Genomic DNA, 25,599 nt, shown 5'->3' on the forward strand with positions numbered 1-25,599 from the left:
GGCCCGACGGTTTTGAACAGAGGTTTCCATGTCCTTTTTCTCGGCAGCCCGTTTCATGGCTGCTTCGGCACTGCTCGCTTCCGTCAGCCTTCCGAGCCTGGCTCAGGCCCAGTCCGCGCAGTCCTCTTCCGGTAATGGTGGCTGGTTCGTTCCCAAAACGGCGCAGCCCGCCCAGGCTCCGGCACCGCATGCCGTGCGTCGTGTGCCCGTCGCCCAGCCAATGCCGCAGCAGGATGGCGATGAGCCCATGCAGCAGCCGGAGGCTCCGCCTGTCCTGCCGCAGCCGCCGATCCCTGACTCGCCAGATCTGCCCAAGGCCGCGCCTCCACCGGCAGCGTTGCTTGGTGTGATCAGCATCCCGACGGTGATGCGTCTCTCCAGTGCGGCTGCCGAGGCTCAGCGCGTTTTGGGTGAGCGCCGTGACAAGCTGGCAGCAGCGGCCCAGAAGGAGCAGGCAGGCTGGCGTGTCGAACAGCAGAAGCTGCAGGAAAGCGCCCGCACGCTGACTTCGGACCAGATCCAGCTGCGCGAGCGTCATCTGCAGGAACGCCGCGCTAAGGCACAGCGTGATTTCGCAAATCGCGCTCGCATCATTCAGGAAGCGGCCAATGTGTCGCTCAACCAGATCGAGCGCGAACTTGTACGCATCGTGCGTCAGGTTGCAGCCTCGCACAGCATGAACCTCGTTTTGCACAGCGAGCAGGTTGCCCTGCATGTTGATGGTCAGGACATCACCGAAGAGACCGCCAAGGTTCTGAACAAGATCCTGCCGCACGTCTTCATTCCTGCTGAAGATGTTGATCCGGAAGTACTTGCCAAGTCTGGCAAGATGCCGACCACCGCCGATGAGGACACAAACTCGCAGGTTGGTCCCGGGCCCGCTGCCGATGCAGCCGCGCCACAGGCTCCTGCCGCGCCTGCCTCGATCCTCCGGAAGCACTGATCTGCCATGACGCTCTCTTTGCCCGATGCTCTTCCTGGCGATCCGCGTTTTTTCGATCGTCAGGGACCATTTTCTATCGACGCGCTCGCTGCCTGTGCGGAAGCCGAGATCGTCGGTCAGGAGGGGGCAGGCGAGATCACGCTGCGTGGTGTGGCGCCTCTTCAGGCAGCGACCAGCCAGGAAATCAGCTTTCTGGATAACCGACGGTATCTGCCCCTTCTGGCAGAGACGAAGGCCGGCGCAGTCATTCTGGGGCCGGCTTTCAAGGACAAGCTGCCTCCCGGTGTGATCGGTCTTGTCAGCAAGGCGCCTTATCTTGCCTGGGCGCGTATTGCTGCGCAGTTTCACCCTGTCACACCGTCCCGCCCAAGTGTGCATCCCACCGCGCTGGTCGACGAGACGGCCAGGCTGGGTGAGGGGGTCGAAATCGGTCCTTTTGTCACCATTGGGGCTAATGCGGAGATCGGCGCAGATAGTGTCATTGCGGCCCATGCCGCAATCGGCGACGGTGTCGTGATTGGTGCACATAACCGCATCGGTGCGCATGTCTCGTTATCTCATGCGATACTCGGTGATCGTGTGACACTTTATCCCGGTGCCCGCATCGGTCAGGACGGGTTCGGTTTTGCCGTGGGGCCAGCCGGTTTTGAAACGGTGCCGCAGCTTGGTCGCGTTGTGCTGGGTCATGATGTCGAGATCGGCGCCAACTCGACCATCGACCGTGGCTCAATGCGTGACACCATCATCGGGGCGGGCACGCGGATCGATAATCTGGTGCAGATCGGTCATAATGCCCAGCTCGGGCGCTGCTGCATTGTCGTGTCGCAGGCAGGAATTTCCGGCTCGACCGAGCTTGGCGATTTCGTCACCATTGCCGCTCAGGCGGGGCTCATCGGCCATATCAAGATCGGTGACAAGGCTCGTGTTGGCGCGCAATGCGGCGTGATGTCCGATGTCGAGGCGGGTGCCGATGTGATCGGCAGCCCGGCCATGCCTTTCCGGGAGTTCTTCCGCAATGTGGCCTTCCTCCGTCGTCTGGCGAAGAAGGACGGCAAGAGCGAGGCATGAGCCTTGCATGCCTGCCTGTGGCCACGAAGACAGAGTTTTGCTAGAAGCAGGCCGACACGTTAAACCTGCCGTCATGTTTGTGACGGATGAACGCTGCGGCATATCCGTTTCGTTCAGGAACAAGAAGTGAGCAGAACATTGGACGCCTCTGCGAAAGAGAAGAACAAGGAAGTGACGGCCGAGACCACAGCAGTCGATATCGAGACAATCGATATCATGCGCATCATGTCGGCCATTCCGCATCGCTATCCTTTCCTGATGATCGACAAGATGGTCGATATCAAGCTCGGTGAGTCGGCGACCGGCATCAAGAATGTCACCATCAACGAGCCGTTCTTCACGGGGCATTTCCCCGCGCAGCCGGTCATGCCGGGCGTGCTGATTGTCGAGGCCATGGCCCAGACCGCAGCAACGCTGGTGGTGCTGACGCTGGGTGACGCGTTCGAAGGCAAGCTGGTCTATTTCATGACCATCGAGGGCGCGAAGTTCCGCCGTCCTGTTGGCCCTGGTGACCAGCTGCATATCACGGTCGTCAAGGAGCGTGCCCGCGCCAATGTCTGGCGTTTCAAGGGCGTTGCACGCGTCGATGGTGTGTCGGTTGCCGAGGCGACCTTCAGCGCCATGATCATGGGTTAAGAACAGCTTCGTGGATCGTTCCGTGTCAAAATGGCCCAGCACTGTCAGCATTCATCCAAGCGCTCTTGTCGCCCCTGAGGCGGTCCTTGGCGAGAATGTCACTATCGGGCCCTGGTGCTCTGTCGGTCCCGAGGTTTCGCTCGGTGAGGGCGTCAGGCTTCATGCCAGCGTCATCATCGACGGCGTGACGGATATCGGCGCTCAGGTCGAGATCTATCCTTTCGTCACGGTCGGGCTCGCACCGCAGGACCTCAAATATCGCGGCGAGCCGACACGATGCAGCATCGGCGCTCATACGGTGATCCGTGAGAACGTCACCATTCACCGTGGCACGGCACAGGGAACTGCTCTCACACGGGTAGGGTCTCATTGTCTGATTATGGCCAATGCCCATGTGGCGCATGATTGCGACATCGGTGACGGCGTGATCATCGTCAATAATGTCGTCATGGGTGGTCATGTCGAAATCGGCGATGGCGCACGGATCATGGGCGCTGCGGCACTTCATCAATTCGTGCGCATCGGCCGCGGGGCGCTGGTCGGGGGTGTTTGTGGCGTCGAGGCCGATGTCATCCCCTATGGCAGCGTGCTTGGCAATCGCGCACGTCTGGTCGGTCTGCACTGGATCTGGCTCCGCCGTCAGGGTGTCAGTGCTGAAGAGATCCAGCAGATGCGCCGGGCCTTTCGCATTCTCTACCCACGTACGGGACGTAACGAGGCCGTACTCGAGTCACGTCTGGCTGCGGTCAAGCGTGACTTTCCCGAAAGCGCCCGGGTGCAGGAAATCATTGCCTTCATGGAAGTGCAGAGCCGCCGCGGTCTCGTCCGAGCCGCGAGCCCGGCCCAGCTTTCGGCAGAAACCGAGGGCGCGTGACGGGGAGCGCGGTCGGCATTCTAGCGGGTGGCGGGCCGCTACCGTTTCAGGTTGCCGAATCAGCGCGTCGTCAGGGTCGCGACGTTTTCATCATCGGGTTTCAGGATTTCGTCGATCTCGACCAGATCCGTCACTGGCCCCATCGCATCATCCGTCTCGCGGCGGCTGGCGAAATTCTCTCATCACTACGTCAGGCCAATTGCGGCGACATCGTGCTTATCGGCCCGGTGCGACGTCCTGCCCTGCGTGATCTGCGCCCTGATGCCGAAGGCGCCAGGTTGCTGGCGCGGGTCGGTCGGGCCCTTTTTTCCGGCGATGACGGATTGCTGGGCGCGCTGGTCCGTATTTTTGGTGAGGAAGGGTTTCGCGTCCGTGGGGCGCATGAATTTCTGACACAGTCTCTCGGCAGGGTTGGCGCTCTCGGGCGCATCCAGCCCGATGTGCAGGCCAGAGCCGATATAGAGAGAGGGATTGCGGTCGTGCGGGCGATCGGTGCGCTCGATATCGGGCAGGGCTGCATCGTGCAGGACGGGCTTGTCCTTGCTGTCGAGGCGATAGAAGGCACAGATCAGATGCTGGAGCGGGCAGCCCGTTTGTTGCAGCCCGGGCCGGGTGGGGTTCTGGTCAAGATGCTCAAGCCCGGGCAGGAAGCGCGGGCGGATATGCCGACGATCGGGCCCAGAACCATTATCAATGCGCATGCGGCAGGGTTGCGGGGCATTGCCTTTGAAACAGGCTTCACCCTGCTGACCGATCCTGTGGAATGCGAAGCAACCGCCGACAGGTTGGAGCTGTTTCTCTATGGCTTGAGCCGCGCCGAGAGTCAGGGCGCAGGCTGAGTCTTATTTTTCGGGAGTAAAACCATGGCAACCTATTTGCACACCATGATCCGCGTGTTTGATCTCGATAAAAGCGTGGCCTATTACCAGATGCTCGGCATGCGCGAGATCCGTCGTCGGGAAGTGCCTGACGGGCGCTATACGCTTGTCTATCTCGGCTTCAACGACAATGCGCACGGCGAAGCGGAAGTCGAGCTTACCTATAACTGGGATCAGGCTACGCCCTATGACCTGGGGAATGGTTTTGGTCACTTCGCTATCGGCGTTCCCGATGCGGCGGCAACTGTCGAACGGATCCGTGCCGGTGGCGGCAAGGTAACGCGTGAGGCGGGGCCTGTGAAGTTCGGCACGACGATCATCGCATTCGTTGAAGATCCCGATGGCTACAAGATCGAGATCATTCAGAAAGACACGTTCTGATTGTCCGGTCTGCCCGGCATTGTGATGCCGGGCAGATCTTTCAGCTAACCGGCTTTCCTGGAGCGTTTCAGGCGCTCGGTCGCTTTTTCCAGCGCGTTCACGATGCTTGTGGCATGGCGTTGAACGCTCTCATCGGCATGGTTCGTGAGAAGGTCTGCAGCGAGCAGGGCTGTTGCAAGATCGTTGCGCAGATCATGCCGAAGCGTAGAGAGGCGCTTTTCTGCATCATCGCCTGATGAATCCCTTGTCTGCGTCATGCTCAGATTCCTTGATTTGATTGACAGGGCTGTTCTGGGCTCGTAAAAGCCCGCGCACAGAGGAAGATGGCGTCAGCCTTGTGTCGTCTTCTTGTCAGGGTGGGCCTTCACCGGCTTCGCCGTCAATCATTGCCTTGAGGAATGACGCCATGAAGCGTACTTACCAACCGTCCAAGCTCGTCCGCAAGCGTCGCCACGGCTTCCGCGCCCGTATGGAAACCGTCGGTGGCCGTCGCGTCATCAACAACCGTCGCGCCAAGGGCCGCAAGAAGCTCTCGGCCTGATTCCCGACTTGGCAGGCCAGCCCCAAAAACTTCGGAAAAGACCCGAATTTCTTCGGGTTGCCAGCCGGGGGCGCAAGGTCGCCACATCCGGGCTCGTGCTTCAGGTTTTGAAAACAGACGAAGAAGCACCGGCCCGCGTCGGATTTACAGTGACCAAGAAAGTCGGGAACGCCGTTGTGCGTAACCGTACGCGCCGCCGCCTTCGGGCGGCGTTGCGCCATGTGGCCTCAGGGAACGATCTCTCTGCAGTCGACCTTGTCCTTATCGGACGCGATTCGACCAGAGGTCGTCCTTTCGGCAAGCTGGTTGCCGATCTGGAACATGCCCTGAAAAAGGGCCAGGCCCTGTGATGGAATCGGGCAGAAAGCTGGTTCTCTCCTGTCTTCTGGCCCTTTTGCATGTCTATCGCCGCTATATAAGCCCACAGCTCGGCACGAATTGCCGGTTTTACCCGTCATGCAGCGTCTACGCCCAGGAAGCCCTGCGTCGACACGGCGTATTGCGTGGCCTCTGGCTGACGACAAGACGGCTGTCTCGGTGTCATCCCTATTGCAGCGGGGGCATCGATCCTGTGCCCTGACGGGCATAAAATACCGAATTCACCTTGCGCCTATTGTTTTGTGACCGGAATTCGGCCACTTGAACCGCTACGGACGCGGCCTTAGGCCTGCTTCCCTCGTTATTCGTTTCATTCTCATTGGAAAGACCGGTATTCGGCTGATGGATATCAAGCGCATCATCGTGGCAACCAGTCTCTCGGCCGCGATTGTGGTCGGCTTCGATTATTTCGTGCCTCAGCACGCGAAGAAAGACGTCGAGACCCAGACAACCCAGCAGGCCCAGGGCACAACGCCCGAAGCGGGCGGCAAGGTCTCCGCTCTTCCCGTGGCAGTGCCAGGCGGGGCCCCGGCCAATGGCCCGGCTGCTGCTGCAGGCCCTGCCGGTCGCATTGCGATTGAGGGGCCCGATGCTACGGGGTCTTTCAGCCTGCGCGGCGCTCGTTTCGATAATCTGGTGCTTACGCATTATCGTGAGACACTGGACAAGAATTCGCCGCTAGTGCGTCTGCTTGAGAATGGCGACGGTCCGCAGCCGAGCTTTGTCGAACTGGGCTGGCAGGCACCTGCAGGGTCGTCCCTGCGTCTGCCGGACGCCACGACCGACTGGGACAGTGACGACAAGGCGCTCTCTCCCGATCATCCTGTGACCATGCAGTGGGATAACGGGCAGGGGCTGATTTTCAGGATTGAGATCAAACTCGATCGTCGCTATCTGTTTGCCATCACCCAGAGCGTTCAGAATCAGGCCGGTGCGCCTGTTTCGCTGACGCCGTTCCAGCGTGTAGAGCGTGACTACAAGCCGCTCGAGACCGGTGGCATGATCGTGCAGGAAGGCCCGCTTTCGGTCATGAATGACCGTCTGGACGAGGAATCCTACAAGACCATGCGCAAGGGCGCGACCAAGCCCGATAATTCGGCGTGGTCTGCCGATGGTGTGGGCGGCTGGGCAGGCATCACCGACAAATACTGGCTTACGGCGGTCATCCCCGACCAGAAGGCAGCGGTTTCGGTGCATTATCGCTTTGTCCCGAATGCCAAGGAAGGGTCGTATATCGTCGACACGCAGTCCAGCCAGCCAATCCAGATTGCGCCAGGCTCGACAGTCCAGACGACCAGCATGGTCTTTGCGGGCGCGAAGGAGGTCAATCTCCTCGACCAGTACACGAATGACCTGCATATTCCGTATTTCTACAAGGCAGTGGATTTCGGCTGGTTCGCGTTCCTGACGCGCCCGATGTTCCATGTGCTGCACTGGCTCTACGACAAGGTCGGCAATTTCGGCATCGCACTGCTGATCATGACGTTGATCATCAAGCTGATCCTCTACCCGCTCGCCACCAAGTCCTTCGCCTCGATGGCGCGCATGCGGACGCTTTCGCCACGTATCCAAGCCATCCGTGAGCATAACAAGGGCGATCAGCTGGCCCAGAACCAGCAGATCATGGCGCTTTACAAGGAAGAGGGCGTCAATCCGGCTGGGGGCTGTCTGCCGCTTCTGGTTCAGGCACCGGTTGCGTTCTGCCTCTACAAGGTGCTGAACATCACCATCGAGATGCGTCATGCCCCGTTCTATGGCTGGATCCGCGATCTCTCGGCGCCCGATCCGACGACCATCTTCAACCTTTTCGGCCTGCTGCCGTTCAACCCGAGCTTCATGCCCGAAATGCTGCATGTCGGCATCTGGCCTATCCTGTTCGGCATCACCATCTGGCTGATGCAGCGTCAGAGCATGGTCAGCATGGACCCGGCACAGCAGAAGATCATGCAGTTCATGCCGGTCATCTATACGATCTTCCTGGGTCGTCTCTCGGCAGGCATCGTCATCTACTACACCTGGAACAACATCCTCAGCTATGCACAGCAGAAGCTCATCCAGGTGCAGATCGACAGTAAGGTAAAGAAGGGCGGCAAGGCCGTCAGCAAGTCGTGACCCGCAAAGAAGACCCGACCGTTTTCACCGAAGAGCAGATCGAAAACGGTCGTCTGCTTTTCGCCGCGGAATGCGAATTCTTCTTTGGCGCCCAGAAGCTCGATCAGCTTCCTCCGCTCGCCGGACCGGAAGTGGCTTTTGCAGGGCGCTCCAATGTCGGCAAGTCCAGCCTGATCAATGCCCTGACGGGGCGGAACCGGCTGGCGCGTGCGTCTTCCGAGCCGGGCCGTACCAAGCAGCTGAATTTCTTCGATCTCGGCGGCAGGCTGGCTCTGGTTGATATGCCGGGCTACGGCTTCGCGAAGGCGGCCAAGTCGGTGAAGGAAGAATGGCAGACGATGATGTTTGCCTATCTCCGCGGGCGTCCCACCCTGACGCGCGTCTTTCTGCTGCTAGATGCCCGCATCGAGCTGAAACAGGCCGATCGCGATGTCATGGAGATGCTCGATCGCGCTGCCGTGCTTTTCCAGGTTGTGCTGACCAAGGCCGATGGCATGGGGCCGAACAAGCTCAAGGCCAAGATTGCCGAGGTCGAGGCCGTGCTGGCCAAGCATGCGGCAGCCTATCCACATATCGTGATAACCAGTAGCGACACCGGACTGGGCATCGAGACTTTGCGTGCCGAGATCGCCCGCTCCTGTGCGGGCTCAGGGTCGGAAGGGGAGCAGGGATGAAGAAGGACGCAGCGGAGTTCACGCTCCCTGACATGAATGACGAGGGACAGCAGCAGGCGGCCCTGCTTGCCAGTGCCCTGCCTTTTCTGCGTCGTTATGCCGGTGACACGATCGTGGTCAAATACGGCGGCAACGCAATGGGCAAGGATCATCTGTCGAGTGCGTTCGGTCGCGACATTGCCCTGCTGAAGCTGGTCGGTATCAACCCGATCGTTGTGCATGGCGGCGGTCCGCAGATCAGCGCCATGCTCAAGCGTCTTGAAATCGAGTCCCGCTTCGTTGACGGGCTGCGCGTGACCGATCAGGCGGCCATTGAAGTGATCGAGATGGTGCTGTCGGGCAGTGTCAACAAGCAGGTGGCCGATCTCATCAATCGCGCCGGGGCGCTGGCTGTCGGCATTTCCGGCAAGGATGGCGGGTTGCTGCAGGCGCGCAAGCTGATGCATCGCAGCCGCGATGCGCGCTCAGGGCAGGAAGAAGTGCAGGATCTCGGCTTCGTCGGCGAACCGACCAAGATCGACCCGCGCGTCCTTTATTCCCTGCTCGGGTCTGGCCTCATCCCCGTGATCGCACCGGTTGGTGTGGGCGAGAAGGGTGAGACTTATAATATCAACGCAGACACGGCTGCAGGAGCGATTGCTGGCAGCGTCAATGCATCTCGTCTGCTGATGCTGACGGATGTGGCCGGGGTGCTTGACGAAAACGGCAAGCTCATTCCCGAGCTGACAGCCGAAGAGGCGCAGCGCCGTATCGCCGATGGCTCGATCTCGGGCGGGATGATCCCGAAAGTCGAGACCTGCCTCGCCGCCGTCAAGGCGGGCGCCAGCGCAGCGGTGATTCTGGACGGGCGTGTGCCCCATGCCTGTCTGCTGGAGCTTTTCACCCATAAGGGGTCAGGCACGCTTATCCGCGCGGCCTGATCAGGCATTCTCGTGGGCAAAGTACCAATCAACCTTTTCCTCATGGGCAATCGAGAGAGCGAGGCGCGCTCTCTCGAAAAACACATCCAGCGTATCGGTTGAATGCGGTTCGCGTGTCACGAGACCGATCTTGACCGAGACCAGCGGATTGGCCCCGGCTGAGCACATATAGCGTCGCTTGCATATAAGATCAGCGCGCTCTACCGAGGCAAACCGATCCCCGCCATCAAGCCAGAGCACGAAACTCTCACGGTCCAACTGCCCGATCAGATCGGTCGGGCGGATGGCACGCTGCAGGAAACTGATGGCATCGCGCACATGCGCAATTTGCTCGATGGCATCATCTGCCTTGACCAGACCTTCGGGCGTGTTCAGCAGGCCCGAGAAGCAGACAAGCATCAGTGTGGCAGGAAGACGCTCACGATCAAGGCGTGGAAAGCGACGCTCCACCTTCTCGCGAAACAGGGACCAGATGGGCAGGTGGGTTAGAGGGTCATAGGGCAGGGCGCGCATCAGCACGCGGTAACGGTGATCGACTTCGATCATCGCAGCTGCCGTCTGAACCAGAGTAGCGAGTATACGCCGACAGGCTTCCGCAGCGCGCGCCGGAAAGCGACGCGGATAATAGGCAAAAATGCCGATCTCACCCTGATGCCGCACCTCGGTGATCGCGCGCAGGCAGAGATTGGTGCAGCTTCGCTGTCCACCGAGCGACTCTTGTGGTGTCCGGTCCTGCTGGGGCCAGGAATGCAGAATATGTAATTGCGGCTCTGACGGCGGAGGGATGACAAGTGCCCCGGCGCTCATGAGAATGCCACGGTCCGGTTTTGTCTGAACGCAGAATTGCTCGAAAGCCATGCGCAGCCCCTCTGAAACAGATATCGCGGCTCGCAGGGTTTCAAGAAGCGCAGCCTGTAATTCGGCTTCGCGCCTTTTCCAGTCCTGTCTTTCTTTTTGCATCGTACTTTCACTCGCCCCGAGGGCGAAAGGAGAAAACGTCGAACGCATGGTGTTCAACAGAAATGCGTTCATCTGGCATGATCCCGGGGGTAGAGAGGCAAGGCCTGCGACGCTCTCGATAACAGAGGTTCCTGGGGCAATGCCCCGTTTCCTGACTCGCCCGGGAGTATAGCCATCGGTATTTAATTCATCCTTAACGCCTGTTTGGCGCAAGATTCGTTGACTTCCTGATGCGTCCTGAGCATGGTCCGCTCACTTGAGTAACCCCGCCAAAGGACGCCTGAAGATGCCCGTCTCCGACCTGCGCACCGTGATCGACTCTCTGTGGGAGCGTCGTGACACGCTCAACGCCCATACGGAAGGCGAGGCGCGCGAAGCGATCGAGCACGCACTGACGGCTCTCGACGAAGGCAAGCTGCGTGTCGCAGAGCCGAGTGAGAATGGCTGGGTCGTGCATGAATGGCTGAAAAAGGCTGTTCTGCTTTCCTTCCGTATTACTGACAGCCGTGTCGCCGAGCGCGCCTGCGGTGGTGTTCCTGGCTTCGACAAGGTGCCGCTGAAATTCGATGGCTGGGACCAGTTTCGCTTTGCCGAAGCGGGCTTCCGTGCAGTCCCCGGTGCTATCGTGCGTCGCTCTGCCTATATCGCGCCGGGCGTGGTGCTGATGCCGAGCTTTGTCAATGTGGGCGCACGCGTTGATAGCGGCACCATGGTTGATACCTGGGCGACCGTCGGTTCGTGCGCGCAGATCGGCAAGAACGTGCATATCAGCGGCGGCGCCGGTATCGGCGGTGTGCTCGAGCCCCTGCAGGCTGCGCCGGTTATCATCGAGGACGACTGCTTCATCGGCGCACGCTCGGAAGTTGCCGAAGGTGTGGTCGTCGAGCGCGGGTCGGTGCTCTCGATGGGGGTGTTCATCGGCGCGTCCACCAAGATCGTTGATCGTGCAACGGGCGAGATTTTCATGGGCCGCGTTCCTGCCTACTCCGTGGTCGTGCCCGGCACGCTTCCCGGCCGCACGCCGGACGCGCCGCATCTCGCCTGTGCCGTGATCGTCAAGCGTGTCGATGAGCGTACACGCTCCAAGACCTCGATCAACGAATTGCTGCGCGACTGATCGTGTCTCTCGATGTCGTTGCCCTTGCCGCTCAACTGATCGGCTGTCGTTCCGTCACGCCGGCCGATGACGGGGCGATGGCCCTTCTTGCAGACACGCTGACGGGTCTCGGTTTCAGCACCGACCGTATCGATTGCGGGCCTGACGGCAGTCAGACCCCCAATCTTTTTGCGCGTCTGGGCGACAAGGGGCCGCATCTCTGCTTTGCCGGCCATACCGATGTCGTGCCGCCCGGTGACGGCTGGGTGCATGATCCATTCGGGGCCCAGTGCGCCGATGGAAAGCTTTACGGCCGTGGCATTGCTGACATGAAGGGCGGTATTGCCGCTTTCGTGGCAGCCGTGGCGTTACTCAAGGCCGAGCGGCCTCTCAAAGGCTCGGTCAGCCTGCTGATTACGGGTGATGAAGAAGGGCCCGCCCTTCACGGTACGAAAGAGGTTCTCCCCTGGATGATGGAAAACGGGCATCGCCCCGATTTCTGTCTGCTTGGCGAACCGACCAACCCCGATCGACTTGGCGACGTCATCAAGATCGGCCGTCGCGGCAGCCTCAATGCCTGGATCACGATCGATGGCGTACAGGGGCATGTTGCCTATCCGCATCTTGCCGATAATCCGGTCCATCGTCTGCTGCCGATCCTGAGCGACTTGACCGCTCGCGTGCTCGATGAGGGCAACGCCCATTTTGCGCCGTCATCGCTGCAGGTGGTGAGCGTCGATGTGGGCAATACGGCTACAAATGTCATACCCGGCAAGGCCACAGCCTTGCTCAATATCCGGTTCAACACCGAGCATCGAGGCGATGAGCTGGTGCAGTGGATCCGTGACACCGTGTCGGCTCATGCACCCCGTGCGCAGGTCGAGGCGAGTATCAGCGGTGAAGCGTTTCTGACCGAACCAGGTGCGGCTGTCGCAGCCCTCTCCGAGGTCGTGCTTCGTCATACGGGTCAGGTTCCCAGGCTCGATACGGGTGGGGGCACATCTGATGCGCGTTTCATTGCCCAGTATTGCCCCGTTGCCGAATTCGGCCTTGTTGGCGCGACCATGCACAAGGCAGATGAATGCGTCGCCATCGCCGACCTGCAGGCGCTGGTTCTGATCTATCGTGATTATCTCGAGGCATTCGGATTGTGAAAAGCGGCTCTATCCCCCCAGGCGAGACCCCGGCAGGAGCCGCCTCGCGCATCATAACCGGCACCTTGCAGCTTGCCCGCGGCGATGCTCAGGGTATCAAGGCCTTTCGTAACACGCCCGAAGCGCTTCTTTCTGCTCTCGCACCGAGTGTTGCGCTTTTTGTGGTGATGGGGCTTTCCCAGCTCACGCAGCGTTTTGACGCGATGCAGGTCACGAAGGTGCTCATTCTCATCGCGGCCCTACTTACAAGGCTGGTGATTTCCCAGCTTGCTGCGGCGTTCTGGGGACGTGACTCGCTCTGGACGCGCTATGCCACGGCGCTTCTCTGGTGTGGCTGGCTGCCGGTTGTGGTATCGCTTTTCGCACTCACGATCGTCCAGCTCATCCTGCCAGGCATCGGGTCTCTCCCTGCCGCACTGGGGGTCATCATGCTGGGGGTCGAGCTCTACGAGCTCTGGCTCGGCTGGTTCATTGCGCGCAAGGGTTTGCAGATCAGCGGTGGCAAGGCGGCTGGGCTGGTTGTGCTGATGAATGTGTCGGTGGCGGCGCTCTATCTCATCGCCGCGCTCTTTCCGCCTCATTACAACGCGCTGCATGAACTCATGGCACCACTGCCGAAATCCTGAGTCGGTCAGCCGAACGGGTCCTGAGCATAGCCTACCCCGACGAGACATAGCCCCTCAGACGGGGCTGTAGGGCCGGCCTTGCGGCGGTCGCAGGAATCCAGCACTTCACGCAGCTTCGAGACAGGCCATTGTCCGCTGCCGACAAGGTGCAGCGAGCCTGCAAGATTGCGCACCTGATGATGCAGGAAGGAGCGCGCCTCGACATCGATGTGGATATGCATCCCGCTACGTGTGACATCGAGACGATCAAGCGTGCGTATCGGGCTGTTGGCCTGACAGGCCGCCGCGCGGAATGACGAGAAATCATGCCGGCCAAGCAGGGTCTGGGCGGCCTCATGCATCGCGCAGGCATCGAGCGGGCGCCTGACATGCCAGACGTGATCGGCATCCATAACCGGTCGCGTCGGCCGGTTCAGTATCGTATAGCGATATCGACGCGAAAGCGCTGAAAAACGGGCATGCCACCCTTCGGCTGCTGCGGCCGCTTCAAGCACGGCAACACGATGCGGCTTGAGGTGGAAACTGATACCGTCGCGTATCTGACGGGCATCGAGGCGCTCATGGCAAGGCAGATCGAGCTGCACAACCATGGCGGAAGCATGCACCCCGGCATCGGTGCGTCCTGCCGTGGCGCTCATGACGGGGGCATCACCCACGAGGCGCGACGCGGCCTCTTCCAGCAATTCCTGCACGGACAGGCCATTATTCTGCTTCTGCCAGCCTACCAGACCGGTGCCGTCATACTCGATCTTGAGGGCCCAGCGGGTGTAGCCTGACGCGAGGCCTTCGCGCCCCTGCGTCTGTGCTTCCTCCGGAGCGCTCTCAATGGCGCTGTCACGCACCAAGAATCGTCCCCTCAGGCACAGGCGTTCCCCTCAGGAAATCGGAGGCCGCCATCATGGCTTTGCCGGGACGCTGGAGTGTCAGGATCTGAAGAGCGCCTTCACCGCAGGCAATGGTCAGGGCATCGTCCAGAGCAATGCCTGGTGCGGCATCATGCGTGCGCGCCACGATACGCGCCTGCCCGATCTTGAGTACGGTGCCGTCCTGCGTCGTGAAAGCGCCGGGCCAGGGTGTGAGCCCCCTGATCTGCCGATCCAGGATGGCGGCCGGGTTGCGCCAGTCGATCCGGCCTGTCTCGCGGGTCAACCGCTCGGCATAGGTCACGCCCTGTCCGGATTGCGGTACCGGCGCGAAGGGGCGACGCAGGGTTTCGATCAGCAATTCGGCACCAAGAAAAGACAGGCGGTCATGCAGGGTCGATGCGGTCTCGTCAGGGGCCAGATCTATGGCTGCCTCAGCCAGGACATCGCCCGTATCGAGCCCGGCATCCATCTGCATGATGGAGATGCCGCTGCGGGCATCACCGGCGAGCAGCGCAGACTGGATCGGTGACGCCCCACGCCAGCGTGGCAGAAGGCTGGCATGCACATTCAGGCAGCCGCGCCCTGGGGCATCCAGCATACGCTGCGGCAGGATCAGCCCATAGGCAACCACGATGCCCAGATCGGCGTCGAGCGACTCGAAAAAAGCCTGCTCTTCCTCGTTGTTCCTGATCCTGACGGGGCTTCGTACCGTGATGCCTGCCCGCTCGGCGGCATTCTGCACCGGCGAGGGGCGCAGCGCCTTGCCGCGCCCGGCCGGACGTGGAGGCTGGGTATAGACATGAACGATCTCGTGCCCGTCAGCCCTGAGAGCATCGAATACCGGCACCGCGAAATCCGGTGTGCCCATGAAAACCAGACGCATGGTGTCAGCGTCCTTTCTGTTCCTTGGCGAGGCGACGCATGATCATGTTGCGCTTGAGCTTCGAGAGGTGATCGACAAACAGGATGCCGTCGAGATGATCGATTTCATGCTGGATGCAGGTCGCCAGAAGATCGTCTGCTTCCATTTCCTCAATGGCGCCGTCGAGCGTGCGGTAACGCAGGCGAACGCTGAGCGGGCGAATAACCTCGGCATATTGATTGGGCAGAGAAAGGCAGCCCTCCTCACGAGCAGCAAGCTGTTCGGACTCGTCGATGATCTCCGGGTTGATCAGCACCAGAGGATTGCGCTCACCGTCATCGGCGACGTCGACCAGCGCAAAGCGCAGGCCAAGGCCGATCTGCGGGGCGGCAAGGCCGATGCCGGGGGCCTTGTACATGGCCGAGAACATGCCGGGCAGATGCGATTTGACCAGCGCCATGTCGTCTGCCGTTACCTCGCGCGCCACGGCGCGAAGAACGGGCTGGGGGGCAACCAGAATCGGAGTGGGGGCGATGGACTCGATGTCCGTCAGGAAAGAGAGCGCTGTCATGATGCTGGGGATTTAACGACTCGCAGAAGAGAAAACCAGTTCTAAACCGTCGGGCGCTGACGGTCACAAGGGCATGGAAACGTGGCTGCGGCTTGCGCCTGGGGCGAAACATGCCCATATCGGAAACGTGATCCGGCGCCGCTTATGGGCCTGATCGTATTACCGTCTCGCTCATGGAGGAGGCTGCATGTCAGGCCGTCTGTTTACATCGCCCATGTTTCTGGGTTTCGACCATCTGGAACAGATGCTCGAACGTGCGTCGAAAACGGCGTCTGATGGATATCCGCCCTATAATATCGAGCAGCTGAACCAGACCACGCTGCGCATTACGCTCGCAGTCGCCGGTTTTGTGATGGACGATCTGCATATTACGCAGGAAGACAACCAGCTCGTCATTCGCGGACGTCAGACCGATGACAGTCAGGGCAGGGTCTTCCTGCATCGCGGCATTGCGGCGCGTCAGTTTCAGAAGGCTTTCGTGCTCGCAGAGAATATAGAGATCGGCGAGGCGTGGCTTGATAACGGGTTGCTGCATATCGATCTGCTGCGGCCCCAGCCGGAAGTGCGGGTCAAGCGTATCGAGATCAGCGCCGGACGCCGCGATCATCCTGTGCCGCGGGCGACTCATATCGAGATGCCAAAGCCGCGACGCAGCCGCGCCATACGCGATCTCGACGACGAGTGAGATGCATGGCCGGGCGCGTGCAGGCGCTGCTGGAAAGTAAGGGCTGAATGCCCAATCGGTCCGTGTTTTCGGGTCGAACCGAAAGAAAGAAGTCAAGATGAGCAAGATTGTCCACGACGAAGAAGCGGGCAAGGTTCAGGCACCGGTATCAGATCTGCGTCGCATGACGCATCAGGATCTCAAGGAATTCGGCATGAGCCACGTCGCTTATGTCAAACCGGTGGTTTACGAAGGTGAGGCCGCTTTTGCCATCCATGCCGCGGACGGCACACCGATGGCGCTGGCCGAAGATCGTTCCAGCGCGTTCGAGGCCATTGTCGACCATGAAATGATTCCTGCCTGGGTGCACTGAAATGAGCCAGACCAATAGTGACATCACGCGCTTTGCCGAAGAGAATCGTCTGAGCGGCGCTGTGCGTCACGGCAACACGCTTTATCTGGCGGGACAGGTCGCCGATGATCCGTCTCTCGACACAGAGGGGCAGACGGCGGACATCCTGCGCCAGATCGACGCGCTGCTGGCCGAGGCAGGCACGGACAAGACGCGTCTGCTTTCCGTTCAGATCTTCATGACGGATATCTCCGAGATCGATTCCATGAATCGTGCCTGGGATGCCTGGCTCGATCACGCGCATAAACCCGCACGCGCCACGGTCGAGGCTCGGCTGGTCAATGCAGAATGGTCGGTAGAAATCACTGCTATTGCGGCCATCTGACCCATAACGCTGGGGTGTCGCTGCCTTAAGCCGTTGCAGCCCTCGCAAGATGGGTTTTCAGCTTCTGGTCGCGGCGGCGCTGCGCCGACCCGGCGATGCCCAGTGCTTCCCGATATTTGGCAACAGTGCGTCTTTGGATGGCCAGCCCGGCCTCCTGCAGTTTCTGCGTGATGGCGTCGTCGGAGAGGATTGAGGCGGGGGCCTCGTCACCGATGATCTGTTTGATACGGGCCTTGATGGCATCCGCACTGGTCTGCTCGCCTTCCTCACCCAGCCCGGTCGAGAAAAAGCTGCGCAGGGGCAAGACGCCCCTCGGTGTGCCGACCAGTCGAGACGCGGTTACGCGGCTCACTGTACTCTCGTGCAACCCTGTTTTTTCGGCGATCTGCGAGAGGGTGAGCGGTTTGAGAGCCGCAATCCCCTCCTTCAGATAATTCGTCTGCACGCGGGCAATTTCCAGACAGATGAGCATCAGAGAACGGGCGCGTTGCTCGACGGCGCGCAGGAGCGCTGTCGCCTCGCTCTGCTTCTCCTGTGCATAGTGACGGGCGTCTTCCCGACCGGATAGCAGCCGCCGATAAAGGGCGTCATCAAGGGTAAGCCGCGGCCAGGTTGCCGGGTTCAGCGAAACAAGAGGGCCTTTCGGGGCCAGCGTGATGAAGAGATCGGGCTCGGCCTCAGTTTCAGCCTCAGGCGTACTGAAGCTACTGCCAGGGCGTGGCTCGCAGGCTCTGAGTTCCTGAAGCAGCTCAGCGTAATCCTGTGCGTCCAGCGCGCAGGCTTTTCTCAACCTGTCATGCTCACCGCGAGCGAGCCAGTCGAGATGATCGAGCAGGGTCGCGACGGAAGGATCGTAGCGATTGCGAGCCTGAAACTGAGCAGCGAGGCATTCGGCAAGCGAGAGTGCAAAGCACCCGACAGGCTCGAAAAACAACATGGCCAGGCGCACCTGTTCGATTGCGGCGGGCGAGGCGCCGAGGGATGTCGCGAGTTGTCCAATCGGCGTGTCGATCCGCCCGGATTCGTCGAGTGCCTCAATCAGGGCAAGCGCGATGGCCTGCTCATGCTGGGTGTCGAAGCGCAGCCGGATCTGGCTCAGGAACTGATCCAGCCGTGTCGGGCGTGGGGCCATCGGCTCATGATGAGACTCATCTTCGCTGTCATAGGGACCATGGTGCAGAAGTGGTTCGTCTTCCCATGTCTCGCCACTCAGTCCGGGCGTTTCCGGCTCCAGATCACGCGGCAGATCGCCGTCGCGCAGATCCAGCGCAGACTCGGTGAATGACGGAGCGTCGTCTTCAGGGGGGGAGACGATCAGGAGCGGGTTGGATTCTGCGAGCATCGTCAGCTCGGCAAGCAGCTCCTGATTCGAAAGCTGCAACAGACCGATCGCCTGTTGCAGCGCGCCGGTCATGACAAGGCCGGTCGTCTGGCGCGCCTGAAGAGAAAGGCGCGCCATCAGAAATCAGAGGGAGAAATTTTCTCCCAGATAGACGCGGCGTACGTCTTCATTCGCGACGATCTCCTCGGGGATGCCTTCCATCAGCACCTGACCCGAATGCATGATATAGGCCCGGTCGATGACCTCAAGGGTTTCGCGAACGTTATGATCGGTAATCAGCACGCCGATGCCGCGGTCCTTGAGGTGAGACACCAGATCGCGGATTTCACCGACAGCAATCGGGTCAATGCCAGCCAGAGGCTCATCGAGCAGGATGTAATTGGGCTGGCTTGCCAGAGCGCGTGCAATTTCGAGACGACGACGCTCGCCGCCCGAGAGCGCGAGCGAGGGCGAGTGACGTAGATGCGAAATGCCGAACTCAGCCAGCAGGCCATCAAGCATGGTCTGACGACGGTCATAATCGGGCTCGACCACTTCAAGGGCGGCCAGAATATTCTGCTCCACATTCAGCCCGCGGAAAATGCTGGCTTCCTGCGGCAGATAGCCGATGCCGAGGCGTGCCCGACGATACATGGGCAGTTGCGTGATATCGGCGCCGTCCAGTGTGATCGTGCCGGTGTCTGGCTGAACCAGACCGACGATCATGTAAAAGCTCGTCGTCTTGCCAGCACCGTTAGGTCCAAGCAGACCGACGGCTTCGCCGCGCTGCACCTGGAGGGAGACATTGCGCACGACCTGACGCTTTTTATAGCTCTTGCCGATGCCATGGGCGATCAGCCCCGTCTGCACCTGTGGATCATCCAGGACGTCGCGCAGGAGAATGGTCTCGTTATCGCTCATGGATGTGTGTCTCCGGGCTTGCTGCTCGAGGCTTCATTGGGAATGACCATACCCTCGACGCGCTGACCCGGCGCCGGATTCATGATCGCAACGCCCGTCTTCATGTTCACGATGGCCGAGGCGCCGTTATTCTGGTTCTGGCCGCTGGTGACGTGCACATGACCGATCAGGCGTGCCATCTGCGTATCGAATACATAGACACCACGGTCGCCGGTCGCTGTCTCGTTGGGTGTGCGCAGCATGACATGGCCCCATGCATAGGCGCGATCGAGTTTAGACGAGCGCTGTGCCGTGCTGTCGCCGCCATTCGGGCCGGGGGTGGGCTTGGCCTGAGCCGGCGCTGCGTTGTCGGGCTTGCTGAAAGCCACCAGAACATCGGCCTTGATGCGCTTGCCGTCATTGGTGGTGACAGTGGCATCGCCACGACCGACCGACATGCGCGTATTGGCGTGGTACTCCATCACGTCGCGCGCCGTCATCACATCCTGAGGGGTGGTGAGTTTGAGCGCCTTGCCGGTCATGACCAGAACGGCCTGGTCGATATCGTAGAGCGCCTTGTCACCCCAGGCCTGATCGGTTGTCGTATAGATGTGGACATGGCCGATGGCCTCCATCCGGTAGAGCTCCATCGAGCCCCCCATGGCACCATCGCCGTCACTCTTCTGGCCATCGGCCTTCGCATCGCCGGGCGGCGGAGGCGGGGCGTTCGGGTCCGGCGCCTTCTTGCGCAGAAAGCCGATAAGCTGATCGGCATCGATGGTCACATCGCCACGCACAGCACGAGCCTGATCGACAAAAGTGACCGTCTGGGCATCGTGGTCATAGGTCTGAGGGCCTGCCGAGCTGATATTCACCTGCTCGCCGTGAGACATGTCGATGGCCTGAGCCAGAGCCTGCGAGCCGGTAAAGCCGAGAAGCGAGGCACCGGGAAGCGGCAGGCCCATCAGAAACGAACTCAGGGTCAAAGCAGGGATGAGGCGACGCATCATGGGGCCTTGTGTGCGGGTGAAGTAAGGGCGGGCATGGCATCCTGACGGTCATCATTGCGGATGACGCGTTGCGGTCCGACGAATTGCAGCAGATTGTCGTGCTGGTCGATAAAATAGCCTTGAGCGTCAAGGATGCCAAATGGCCCTTCGGCATGCACCCAGTCATTCGAGGAAATGACGCTGCGATGCAGATCGATATCGGCGGTCAGGCCGTTGAGCAGCGTGCCGTCATCGCGATAAAGCACCACATGGTCAGTCAGATTGAGCGTCTGCTCATGCTGCATGTAGACGCCCTTGTCTGCCTTGATCTGCGCCCAGCCGCCCCCTGCCATATGGGTGTCGGCCACCGGGTCGATCAGATCGATGCGGTCGGGACCGTTCTGATGGGCGATCCGCGCCGTGACCATATAGGGTCGGTTATGGGCATCGAGTCCCCGATAGATCGCGCCTTCCAGATTGCCGCTCTCGACGCGCATCTGCGCCATTTCCTGCATGACGGCACGATTGGCGCTGAGCCAGCGGGCGATTTCGGGCCAGACGGCGATCGACCCCAGAAGAAGGGCGGCGAGCAAGGGCAGCGCCCATTTTGCGGTGTCTAGCAGACGACGACGCGATGCCAGATCGGACGAGGTAGGAATGGCGCGTTGTCTCTGCTGCCCCTGCTCGCGCATCGCTTCGCGCAGCGCGGCAAGCTTGGCAGCATCACGCGCAAAATCGTCGCGTTGCGGTTTCTTGCGATCGTCGGGGGAGGAACTCTGCGTCATGCAATCCCCATGCGAAGCAGGTCGTGAAGCCGGACGATTCCTGCCGGGCGTCCGGCCTCGTCGAGAATGAACAGACTATTGATTGCCTTGCGCCGAGCCGTCATCAGATGAATGGCTTCCTGGGCAAGAACGTCTCCCTTTGTCGTGATCGGGTTGCGGTTCATGATCTCCCCGGCGGTCGTCGTATCCAGATTGCGTGTCAGGGCAGGGCGCAGATCGCCATCGCTCACAAGCCCGACCAGTGTTCCAGCGTCATCTGTAATGCCAATGCAGCCAAATGCCTTGCGTGTCATCTCGATGATGACATTCGATAGCGTCATGTCCGGCGTACCCAGCGGCATGGCGTCGCCATCATGCATCAGCCGACTGACCGGCTTGAGCAGGGCTCCAAGTTTGCCGCCCGGGTGAAATGCCCTGAAATCGGTCGCCGTAAAGCCCCGGCGTTCCAGCAGGGCGATGGCCAGCGCGTCACCAAGGGCAAGCTGCATGATCGTGCTGGTTGTCGGGGCAAGCCCCATAGGGCAGGCCTCGCGGGCGTGTGGCAGGTTCAGAATGATCGTGCTCGCACGAGCGAGGGTGGAGTCTTGTGATGAGGTCATGCCGATGACCGGCAAGGCGTGCAGGGCGGCATGCTCAAGCAAGGCTGCGAGTTCGCTCGTCTCACCCGATTGCGAGAGCAGAAGCAGCACGTCATCCGTGTCGATCATGCCCAGATCGCCATGGGCAGCTTCGGCCGGATGGACGAAAAAGGACGGGGTCCCGGTTGATGCGAAAGTAGCCTGAATCTTACGGCCGATATGGCCGGATTTGCCGATTCCGGAAACGACGATGCGCCCTTTCGCGCTGGCGATCAGTGTAACGGCATCGATGAAGGCGCGTCCAAGCGCATGAGAGTGCCCGAGAACGGCATGCAGGGCAGAAAGCCCCGTGATTTCGGCGGAGAGGGTGGCGCAGGCGCTATCGAGCGCGGAACCGGGGCCGTTCTCCGGATCGTTCCTGGTGCGAGAGCCGGAAGGGGGAAGTTCGGTCATGCGTTCTCTTCCCGCTTTGTTGGTCTGAGGTCAATCACGGAGTTCCATCCGAGCAAGGCCTTTCTGTGGCGCTGCCCCGGAGAGGGAACAACCGGGCCGGTCCTGAGGACGGCCCGACCGGATAATCAGGCGCGGTGAGAGAAGATATCGGGCTCTTCATAGCCGAGAATATCGAGACGTCCCCGAGCAGGGAGGAAGTCATAGCAGGCCTGTGCCAGTTCGCGACGACCTTCACGGATCAGCAGGGATTCGAGCTTTGCCCAGAGAGCATGCAGATGAAGCACGTCTGATGCGGCGTAGCTGAGCTGCTCGGGTGTGAGGGTTTCGGCGCCCCAGTCTGATGTCTGCTGCTGCTTGGCGAGATCGACACCGAGAAGTTCGCGGCAGAGATGGGCGAGGCCGTGACGGTCTGTGAAGGTACGGACCAGACGCGCTGCAATCTTGGTGCAGATCACAGGGGCCACGGTAATGCCGAGCGCATGCTGAAGAAGCGCGACATCAAAACGGGCGAAATGCATCAGCTTGGTGACGCTGTCATCAGCCATCAGGGCCTTGAGATTCGGGCAATCCTCATAGCGCCCACCCAGGGATTTGGGGCGGATCTGGACCAGGTGTGCCTCGCCGTCACCGGCGGAAAGCTGCACGAGGCAGAGACGGTCGCGATGCGGGTTGAGGCCCATGGCTTCGGTATCAACGGCAACAACCGGGCCGAGATCGAAATCATCGGGGAGATCACCATCATAGAGATGGATCGAAGCGCTCGGTGCGGCCATGTTTTGAGAACCCTGGGGCTAGAAAAAACGGAAGCCGACGATTTCTCGTCGGCTTTTCCGTTTTTCGTATGGTGCCCAGAAGAAGACTCGAACTTCCACGTCCTTGCGGACACAGGTACCTGAAACCTGCGCGTCTACCAATTCCGCCATCTGGGCTCAGAGGCTGTCCGGGGCGCCGCTTTTTTCGGCATCCCGTTCGGTGAACAGGCGTTTACCGGGCTGTGCGGGGGGCGTCAACACCCCCTTCGAAAAAAAGAGGAAATTTTTCATGCAAGGCTCTGTCGTCACCTTATTTGGCGGGAATGGCTTCATCGGAAGGTCACTGGTGCGCCAGCTTGCGACGAGGGGACATCTCGTGCGCGTGGCGTCGCGTGCGCCGCATAAGGCTGCTCGATTGGTGGCCGAGGGCCCCGCGGGGGCCATCCTGCCGGTCTATGCCAGCGTCACCGATTCTGCTTCGGTGGCTGCTGCGCTGAATGGCGCCGGGGCGGCGATCAATCTGGTGTCGATTCTGACAGAAAACGGCAAGGCCAGCTTCAGGGCGATCAATGCCGAGGCTCCCGGCCGGGTGGCGCAACTTGCTCGAGAAGCAGGGGTGGGCCGCTTCGTCCAAGTTTCGGCCATCGGTGCGGCACCGGATGCGCCTTCACAATACGGAAGAAGCAAGGCTGAGGGCGAGAGACGCGTGCGCGAGGCGTTTCCCGAGGCAACGATCCTGCGCCCGAGTGTTGTCTTCGGCCAGCAGGACAGTTTCCTGAACATGTTCGGCCTTATGGCTAAGCTGCTGCCAATCCTGCCTGTCTATTATCCGCAAACCCGCCTGCAGCCGGCGTTTGTGGAAGATGTGGCGGAGGCAGCGCGTCTCTGCCTGACCGGTGAGGCAGAGACATCTGAAACGAGCGGCGGCATTTTCGAGCTGGGTGGCCCCGATCAGATGAGCATGGAGGAGATCATGGCGTTCGTCGCGCAGGCGGTCGGTCGCAAACCGCGTCTGCTTTCCGTGCCAAATGCTCTTGCGATGGCGCAGGCGCGCGTTTTCGAAAATCTGCCGGGCAAGTTGCTGACGCGTGATCAGCTCGCCATGCTTGGACAAGACAATATCGTGACAAGCGGCGCGTTGACGCTGCAAACGCTGGGAGTCGCGCCTCGGAGTGTCTATGATCGGGCTCCGGAATATCTGAGCCAAATCAGCGTGTTGAGAACGCTTCTTAACTAAATGGTCCGTTTCGGACCTATTTTTGGGGCTTGGATAAAATTTAATCGAAAAAAAGCTCCGTTTGCTGGGTGATGGGTCAGCATTAATGACTTATCGCCCAATTGGCCTTGTCTTACCTCTGCGTCATGTTTTCGAGGGGCGCTTGTCGCGCCTGCTCGCTCATCGGGAGAACGTGACGTGGCCGAACGGATGCTGCAGTTTGTCTCATTGCCGCAGGAGATGCCTGAGAAGCGCGCGGCCGCCGAACGACGTAAGGATTTCGGCGAAATTTACCGAGCCTTTGCGGTTGATCGCGCCGAACAGCAGGCGAGCCGTTGCTCGCAATGCGGCGTGCCGTTCTGCTCGGTGCATTGCCCGCTCGGCAATAACATCCCCGACTGGCTGAAGCTCACCGCCGAGAACCGTCTGGAAGAGGCGTATCGCCTGTCATCGGCGACCAACACCTTTCCGGAAATCTGTGGTCGTATCTGCCCGCAGGATCGTCTGTGTGAAGGCAACTGCGTCATCCAGAAGGATTTCGAGAGCGTCACGATCGGCGCAGTCGAGAAATTCGTCACCGAAACCGCGTTCGAAGAGGGGTGGGTCAAACCGCGCCTCCCGTCCCGTGAGCGCGCTCAGAGCGTGGGTATCGTTGGCGCTGGTCCGGCCGGTCTGGCCGCTGCGGAATGGCTGCGAGCTCTGGGCTACCAGGTTCACGTCTATGATCGTCACGACCGCATCGGCGGCCTGATGGTCTATGGTATTCCCAGCTTCAAGCTCGAAAAGCACGTGATCGCCCGCCGCCACGAACTGCTCGAGGCGCAGGGGATCGTGTTCCACCTCTCCACACCCATCGGCAGCGCTGCGGGCGAGACCTCGTTCGAAAGTCTGCGCGAGAAACACGACGCGGTCTTTCTGGGTACTGGCGTTTACCGTTCACGCGAGGTCTCGGTGCCGGGCAGTGGTCTGGGGGGCGTTGTTCAGGCGCTCGATTTCCTCACGGCTTCCAATCGTCGCGGCTATGACGAGACACCGGGCGACGATGCCGTTCTTCATGCCAGAGGCAAGCATGTGGTCGTGATCGGTGGTGGTGATACCGCCATGGATTGCGTGCGCACTTCCATCCGGCAGGGGGCCGAAAAGGTGACCTGCCTCTATCGCCGTGACCGCGCCAATATGCCGGGCTCGGTGCAGGAAGTGAAAAACGCCGAGGAAGAAGGCGTGAATTTCGCCTGGCTGGCTGCGCCGGAAGCCTTTCTCGGTGACGACACTGTCACTGCGGTGCGCGCTCATAAAATGCGCCTGAGCCTGCCTGATGCCTCTGGCCGTCAATCGGTCGAGGCAATGCCCGATAGCAGCTTTGCCATTCAGGCCGATCTCGTCATCAAGGCGCTTGGCTTCGATCCTGAAGACTTGCCCGGCGAGTGGAAGGCCCCCGAACTGGCCGTCACCAAATGGGGCACGCTCAAGGTCACGCCGGGTCGCTTCGAGACCAGTGTGCCGGGCGTATTTGCAGGCGGCGATATCGTGCGCGGCGCGTCGCTTGTTGTCTGGGCCATCCGGGACGGGCGTGAAGCCGCAGCAGAAATGCACCAATTCCTCTCTGCAAAAGAGAACGCGACAGCAGATCAGGCCGCACGACTGGTGGCGGCGGAGTAAGGGCC

31 protein-coding genes and 1 tRNA gene are annotated in these 25,599 nt (G+C 60.6%); 20 read left to right on the forward strand and 12 right to left on the reverse strand.

The window, feature by feature from the left end; genetic code table 11:
* Positions 1–28: 28 nt before the first annotated feature.
* The 6 genes from IEV53_RS02150 (at position 29) to gloA (ending at position 4,780) form a co-directional block, all read left to right on the forward strand.
* Positions 29–943 (forward strand): OmpH family outer membrane protein, encoded by a 915-nt coding sequence (locus IEV53_RS02150; protein ID WP_188425123.1) that lies wholly within the window; start codon positions 29–31, stop codon positions 941–943.
* Between the two features lie 6 nt (positions 944–949).
* Positions 950–2,011 (forward strand): UDP-3-O-(3-hydroxymyristoyl)glucosamine N-acyltransferase, encoded by a 1,062-nt coding sequence (lpxD, locus tag IEV53_RS02155; RefSeq protein WP_188425124.1) that lies wholly within the window; start codon positions 950–952, stop codon positions 2,009–2,011.
* Positions 2,012–2,227: 216 nt separating this feature from the next.
* Entirely contained in the window at positions 2,228–2,647 is a 420-nt protein-coding gene (gene fabZ, locus IEV53_RS02160) for a 3-hydroxyacyl-ACP dehydratase FabZ (protein WP_025841234.1), read from the forward strand.
* A gap of 22 nt (positions 2,648–2,669) precedes the next feature.
* Complete coding sequence (lpxA, locus tag IEV53_RS02165; RefSeq protein ID WP_188425125.1) at positions 2,670–3,521, forward strand: acyl-ACP--UDP-N-acetylglucosamine O-acyltransferase; 852 nt, start codon at positions 2,670–2,672, stop codon at positions 3,519–3,521.
* Positions 3,518–4,360 carry an LpxI family protein gene (locus IEV53_RS02170; RefSeq protein ID WP_188425126.1) on the forward strand — a complete coding sequence of 281 codons (843 nt, stop codon included), beginning with the start codon at positions 3,518–3,520 and terminating at the stop codon, positions 4,358–4,360. Before lpxA ends, IEV53_RS02170 begins: the two co-directional genes overlap by 4 nt.
* A gap of 24 nt (positions 4,361–4,384) precedes the next feature.
* Positions 4,385–4,780, forward strand: a complete 396-nt coding sequence (gene gloA / locus IEV53_RS02175; RefSeq protein WP_188425127.1) for a lactoylglutathione lyase — start codon at positions 4,385–4,387, stop codon at positions 4,778–4,780.
* Between the two features lie 44 nt (positions 4,781–4,824).
* Here the strand turns inward: gloA and IEV53_RS02180 are convergent, their stop codons facing one another.
* Positions 4,825–5,037 carry a hypothetical protein gene (locus tag IEV53_RS02180; RefSeq protein WP_188425128.1) on the reverse strand — a complete coding sequence of 71 codons (213 nt, stop codon included), beginning with the start codon at positions 5,035–5,037 and terminating at the stop codon, positions 4,825–4,827.
* 149 nt (positions 5,038–5,186) lie between these two features.
* On the opposite strand from IEV53_RS02180, the gene rpmH reads away from it, so the two are divergent.
* The 6 genes from rpmH to argB all read left to right on the forward strand — a co-directional run bounded on the left by rpmH (position 5,187) and on the right by argB (position 9,405).
* Entirely contained in the window at positions 5,187–5,321 is a 135-nt protein-coding gene (rpmH, locus tag IEV53_RS02185; protein WP_023978518.1) for a 50S ribosomal protein L34, read from the forward strand.
* A gap of 8 nt (positions 5,322–5,329) precedes the next feature.
* On the forward strand, positions 5,330–5,671 hold the full coding sequence (gene rnpA, locus IEV53_RS02190; RefSeq protein ID WP_188425129.1) for a ribonuclease P protein component: 342 nt from the start codon (positions 5,330–5,332) through the stop codon (positions 5,669–5,671).
* On the forward strand, positions 5,671–5,901 hold the full coding sequence (yidD, locus tag IEV53_RS02195; RefSeq protein ID WP_229719483.1) for a membrane protein insertion efficiency factor YidD: 231 nt from the start codon (positions 5,671–5,673) through the stop codon (positions 5,899–5,901). The genes rnpA and yidD overlap by 1 nt, the downstream gene beginning before the upstream one ends.
* Before the next feature lie 140 nt (positions 5,902–6,041).
* Complete coding sequence (gene yidC / locus IEV53_RS02200) at positions 6,042–7,811, forward strand: membrane protein insertase YidC (protein ID WP_188425130.1); 1,770 nt, start codon at positions 6,042–6,044, stop codon at positions 7,809–7,811.
* On the forward strand, positions 7,808–8,485 hold the full coding sequence (yihA, locus tag IEV53_RS02205) for a ribosome biogenesis GTP-binding protein YihA/YsxC (RefSeq protein WP_188425131.1): 678 nt from the start codon (positions 7,808–7,810) through the stop codon (positions 8,483–8,485). The genes yidC and yihA overlap by 4 nt, the downstream gene beginning before the upstream one ends.
* Positions 8,482–9,405 carry an acetylglutamate kinase gene (gene argB / locus IEV53_RS02210; RefSeq protein WP_229719484.1) on the forward strand — a complete coding sequence of 308 codons (924 nt, stop codon included), beginning with the start codon at positions 8,482–8,484 and terminating at the stop codon, positions 9,403–9,405. Before yihA ends, argB begins: the two co-directional genes overlap by 4 nt.
* Here argB and IEV53_RS02215 read toward each other — a convergent pair whose 3' ends face one another.
* Positions 9,406–10,365, reverse strand: coding sequence for a GGDEF domain-containing protein (locus IEV53_RS02215; RefSeq protein ID WP_188425132.1), 960 nt, complete (start codon positions 10,363–10,365; stop codon positions 9,406–9,408).
* 286 nt (positions 10,366–10,651) lie between these two features.
* Between IEV53_RS02215 and dapD the strand changes: the two genes are divergently transcribed.
* From dapD to IEV53_RS02230, 3 genes are read left to right on the forward strand one after another with little or no spacing between them, the layout of a single operon-like run.
* A complete protein-coding gene (gene dapD, locus IEV53_RS02220; RefSeq protein WP_188425133.1) occupies positions 10,652–11,482 on the forward strand; it encodes a 2,3,4,5-tetrahydropyridine-2,6-dicarboxylate N-succinyltransferase in 831 nt (276 codons plus the stop codon).
* Positions 11,483–11,484: 2 nt separating this feature from the next.
* On the forward strand, positions 11,485–12,615 hold the full coding sequence (gene dapE / locus IEV53_RS02225) for a succinyl-diaminopimelate desuccinylase (RefSeq protein ID WP_229719485.1): 1,131 nt from the start codon (positions 11,485–11,487) through the stop codon (positions 12,613–12,615).
* Entirely contained in the window at positions 12,612–13,241 is a 630-nt protein-coding gene (locus tag IEV53_RS02230) for a hypothetical protein (RefSeq protein WP_188425134.1), read from the forward strand. The genes dapE and IEV53_RS02230 overlap by 4 nt, the downstream gene beginning before the upstream one ends.
* 5 nt (positions 13,242–13,246) lie before the next feature.
* Here the strand turns inward: IEV53_RS02230 and truA are convergent, their stop codons facing one another.
* From truA to def, 3 genes are all read right to left on the reverse strand, one after another.
* Positions 13,247–13,990: a tRNA pseudouridine(38-40) synthase TruA gene (gene truA / locus IEV53_RS02235; RefSeq protein ID WP_229719533.1), complete on the reverse strand. Its 744-nt coding sequence runs from the start codon at positions 13,988–13,990 to the stop codon at positions 13,247–13,249.
* A gap of 85 nt (positions 13,991–14,075) precedes the next feature.
* A complete protein-coding gene (gene fmt / locus IEV53_RS02240; protein WP_188425135.1) occupies positions 14,076–14,990 on the reverse strand; it encodes a methionyl-tRNA formyltransferase in 915 nt (304 codons plus the stop codon).
* Positions 14,991–14,994: 4 nt separating this feature from the next.
* On the reverse strand, positions 14,995–15,540 hold the full coding sequence (gene def, locus IEV53_RS02245; RefSeq protein WP_188425136.1) for a peptide deformylase: 546 nt from the start codon (positions 15,538–15,540) through the stop codon (positions 14,995–14,997).
* A 187-nt stretch (positions 15,541–15,727) separates the two neighbouring features.
* On the opposite strand from def, the gene IEV53_RS02250 reads away from it, so the two are divergent.
* The 3 genes from IEV53_RS02250 (at position 15,728) to IEV53_RS02260 (ending at position 16,941) form a co-directional block, all read left to right on the forward strand.
* Positions 15,728–16,225 carry an Hsp20 family protein gene (locus IEV53_RS02250; protein ID WP_188425137.1) on the forward strand — a complete coding sequence of 166 codons (498 nt, stop codon included), beginning with the start codon at positions 15,728–15,730 and terminating at the stop codon, positions 16,223–16,225.
* A gap of 97 nt (positions 16,226–16,322) precedes the next feature.
* The gene (locus IEV53_RS02255; RefSeq protein ID WP_188425138.1) at positions 16,323–16,577 is read left to right on the forward strand and encodes a DUF1150 family protein; all 255 of its coding nucleotides are present in this window, start codon (positions 16,323–16,325) and stop codon (positions 16,575–16,577) included.
* A gap of 1 nt (position 16,578) precedes the next feature.
* Entirely contained in the window at positions 16,579–16,941 is a 363-nt protein-coding gene (locus tag IEV53_RS02260) for a RidA family protein (protein WP_188425139.1), read from the forward strand.
* Positions 16,942–16,966: 25 nt separating this feature from the next.
* On the opposite strand, the gene rpoN is transcribed toward IEV53_RS02260, so the two are convergent.
* The 7 genes from rpoN to IEV53_RS02295 form a co-directional block, all read right to left on the reverse strand.
* A complete protein-coding gene (rpoN, locus tag IEV53_RS02265) occupies positions 16,967–18,400 on the reverse strand; it encodes an RNA polymerase factor sigma-54 (protein WP_188425140.1) in 1,434 nt (477 codons plus the stop codon).
* Between the two features lie 6 nt (positions 18,401–18,406).
* Positions 18,407–19,183: an LPS export ABC transporter ATP-binding protein gene (gene lptB / locus IEV53_RS02270; protein WP_188425141.1), complete on the reverse strand. Its 777-nt coding sequence runs from the start codon at positions 19,181–19,183 to the stop codon at positions 18,407–18,409.
* Positions 19,180–20,169, reverse strand: a complete 990-nt coding sequence (locus tag IEV53_RS02275) for an LptA/OstA family protein (protein WP_188425401.1) — start codon at positions 20,167–20,169, stop codon at positions 19,180–19,182. The genes lptB and IEV53_RS02275 overlap by 4 nt, the downstream gene beginning before the upstream one ends.
* Positions 20,169–20,936 (reverse strand): LPS export ABC transporter periplasmic protein LptC, encoded by a 768-nt coding sequence (gene lptC, locus IEV53_RS02280; protein WP_188425142.1) that lies wholly within the window; start codon positions 20,934–20,936, stop codon positions 20,169–20,171. Before lptC ends, IEV53_RS02275 begins: the two co-directional genes overlap by 1 nt.
* Positions 20,933–21,967 (reverse strand): KpsF/GutQ family sugar-phosphate isomerase, encoded by a 1,035-nt coding sequence (locus IEV53_RS02285; RefSeq protein ID WP_188425143.1) that lies wholly within the window; start codon positions 21,965–21,967, stop codon positions 20,933–20,935. Before IEV53_RS02285 ends, lptC begins: the two co-directional genes overlap by 4 nt.
* A gap of 125 nt (positions 21,968–22,092) precedes the next feature.
* A complete protein-coding gene (locus IEV53_RS02290) occupies positions 22,093–22,740 on the reverse strand; it encodes a ribonuclease D (protein WP_188425144.1) in 648 nt (215 codons plus the stop codon).
* A 69-nt stretch (positions 22,741–22,809) separates the two neighbouring features.
* A tRNA-Leu gene (locus IEV53_RS02295) sits at positions 22,810–22,896 on the reverse strand.
* A gap of 112 nt (positions 22,897–23,008) precedes the next feature.
* Between IEV53_RS02295 and IEV53_RS02300 the strand changes: the two genes are divergently transcribed.
* Together IEV53_RS02300 and IEV53_RS02305 are read left to right on the forward strand one after the other, a co-directional pair.
* Entirely contained in the window at positions 23,009–23,956 is a 948-nt protein-coding gene (locus tag IEV53_RS02300) for a complex I NDUFA9 subunit family protein (RefSeq protein WP_188425145.1), read from the forward strand.
* A 177-nt stretch (positions 23,957–24,133) separates the two neighbouring features.
* On the forward strand, positions 24,134–25,594 hold the full coding sequence (locus IEV53_RS02305; RefSeq protein WP_188425146.1) for an NAD(P)-dependent oxidoreductase: 1,461 nt from the start codon (positions 24,134–24,136) through the stop codon (positions 25,592–25,594).
* The last annotated feature ends 5 nt before the right edge of the window (positions 25,595–25,599 follow it).

The sequence above is a fragment of the Asaia siamensis genome (assembly GCF_014635085.1).
Lineage (GTDB): Bacteria > Pseudomonadota > Alphaproteobacteria > Acetobacterales > Acetobacteraceae > Asaia > Asaia siamensis.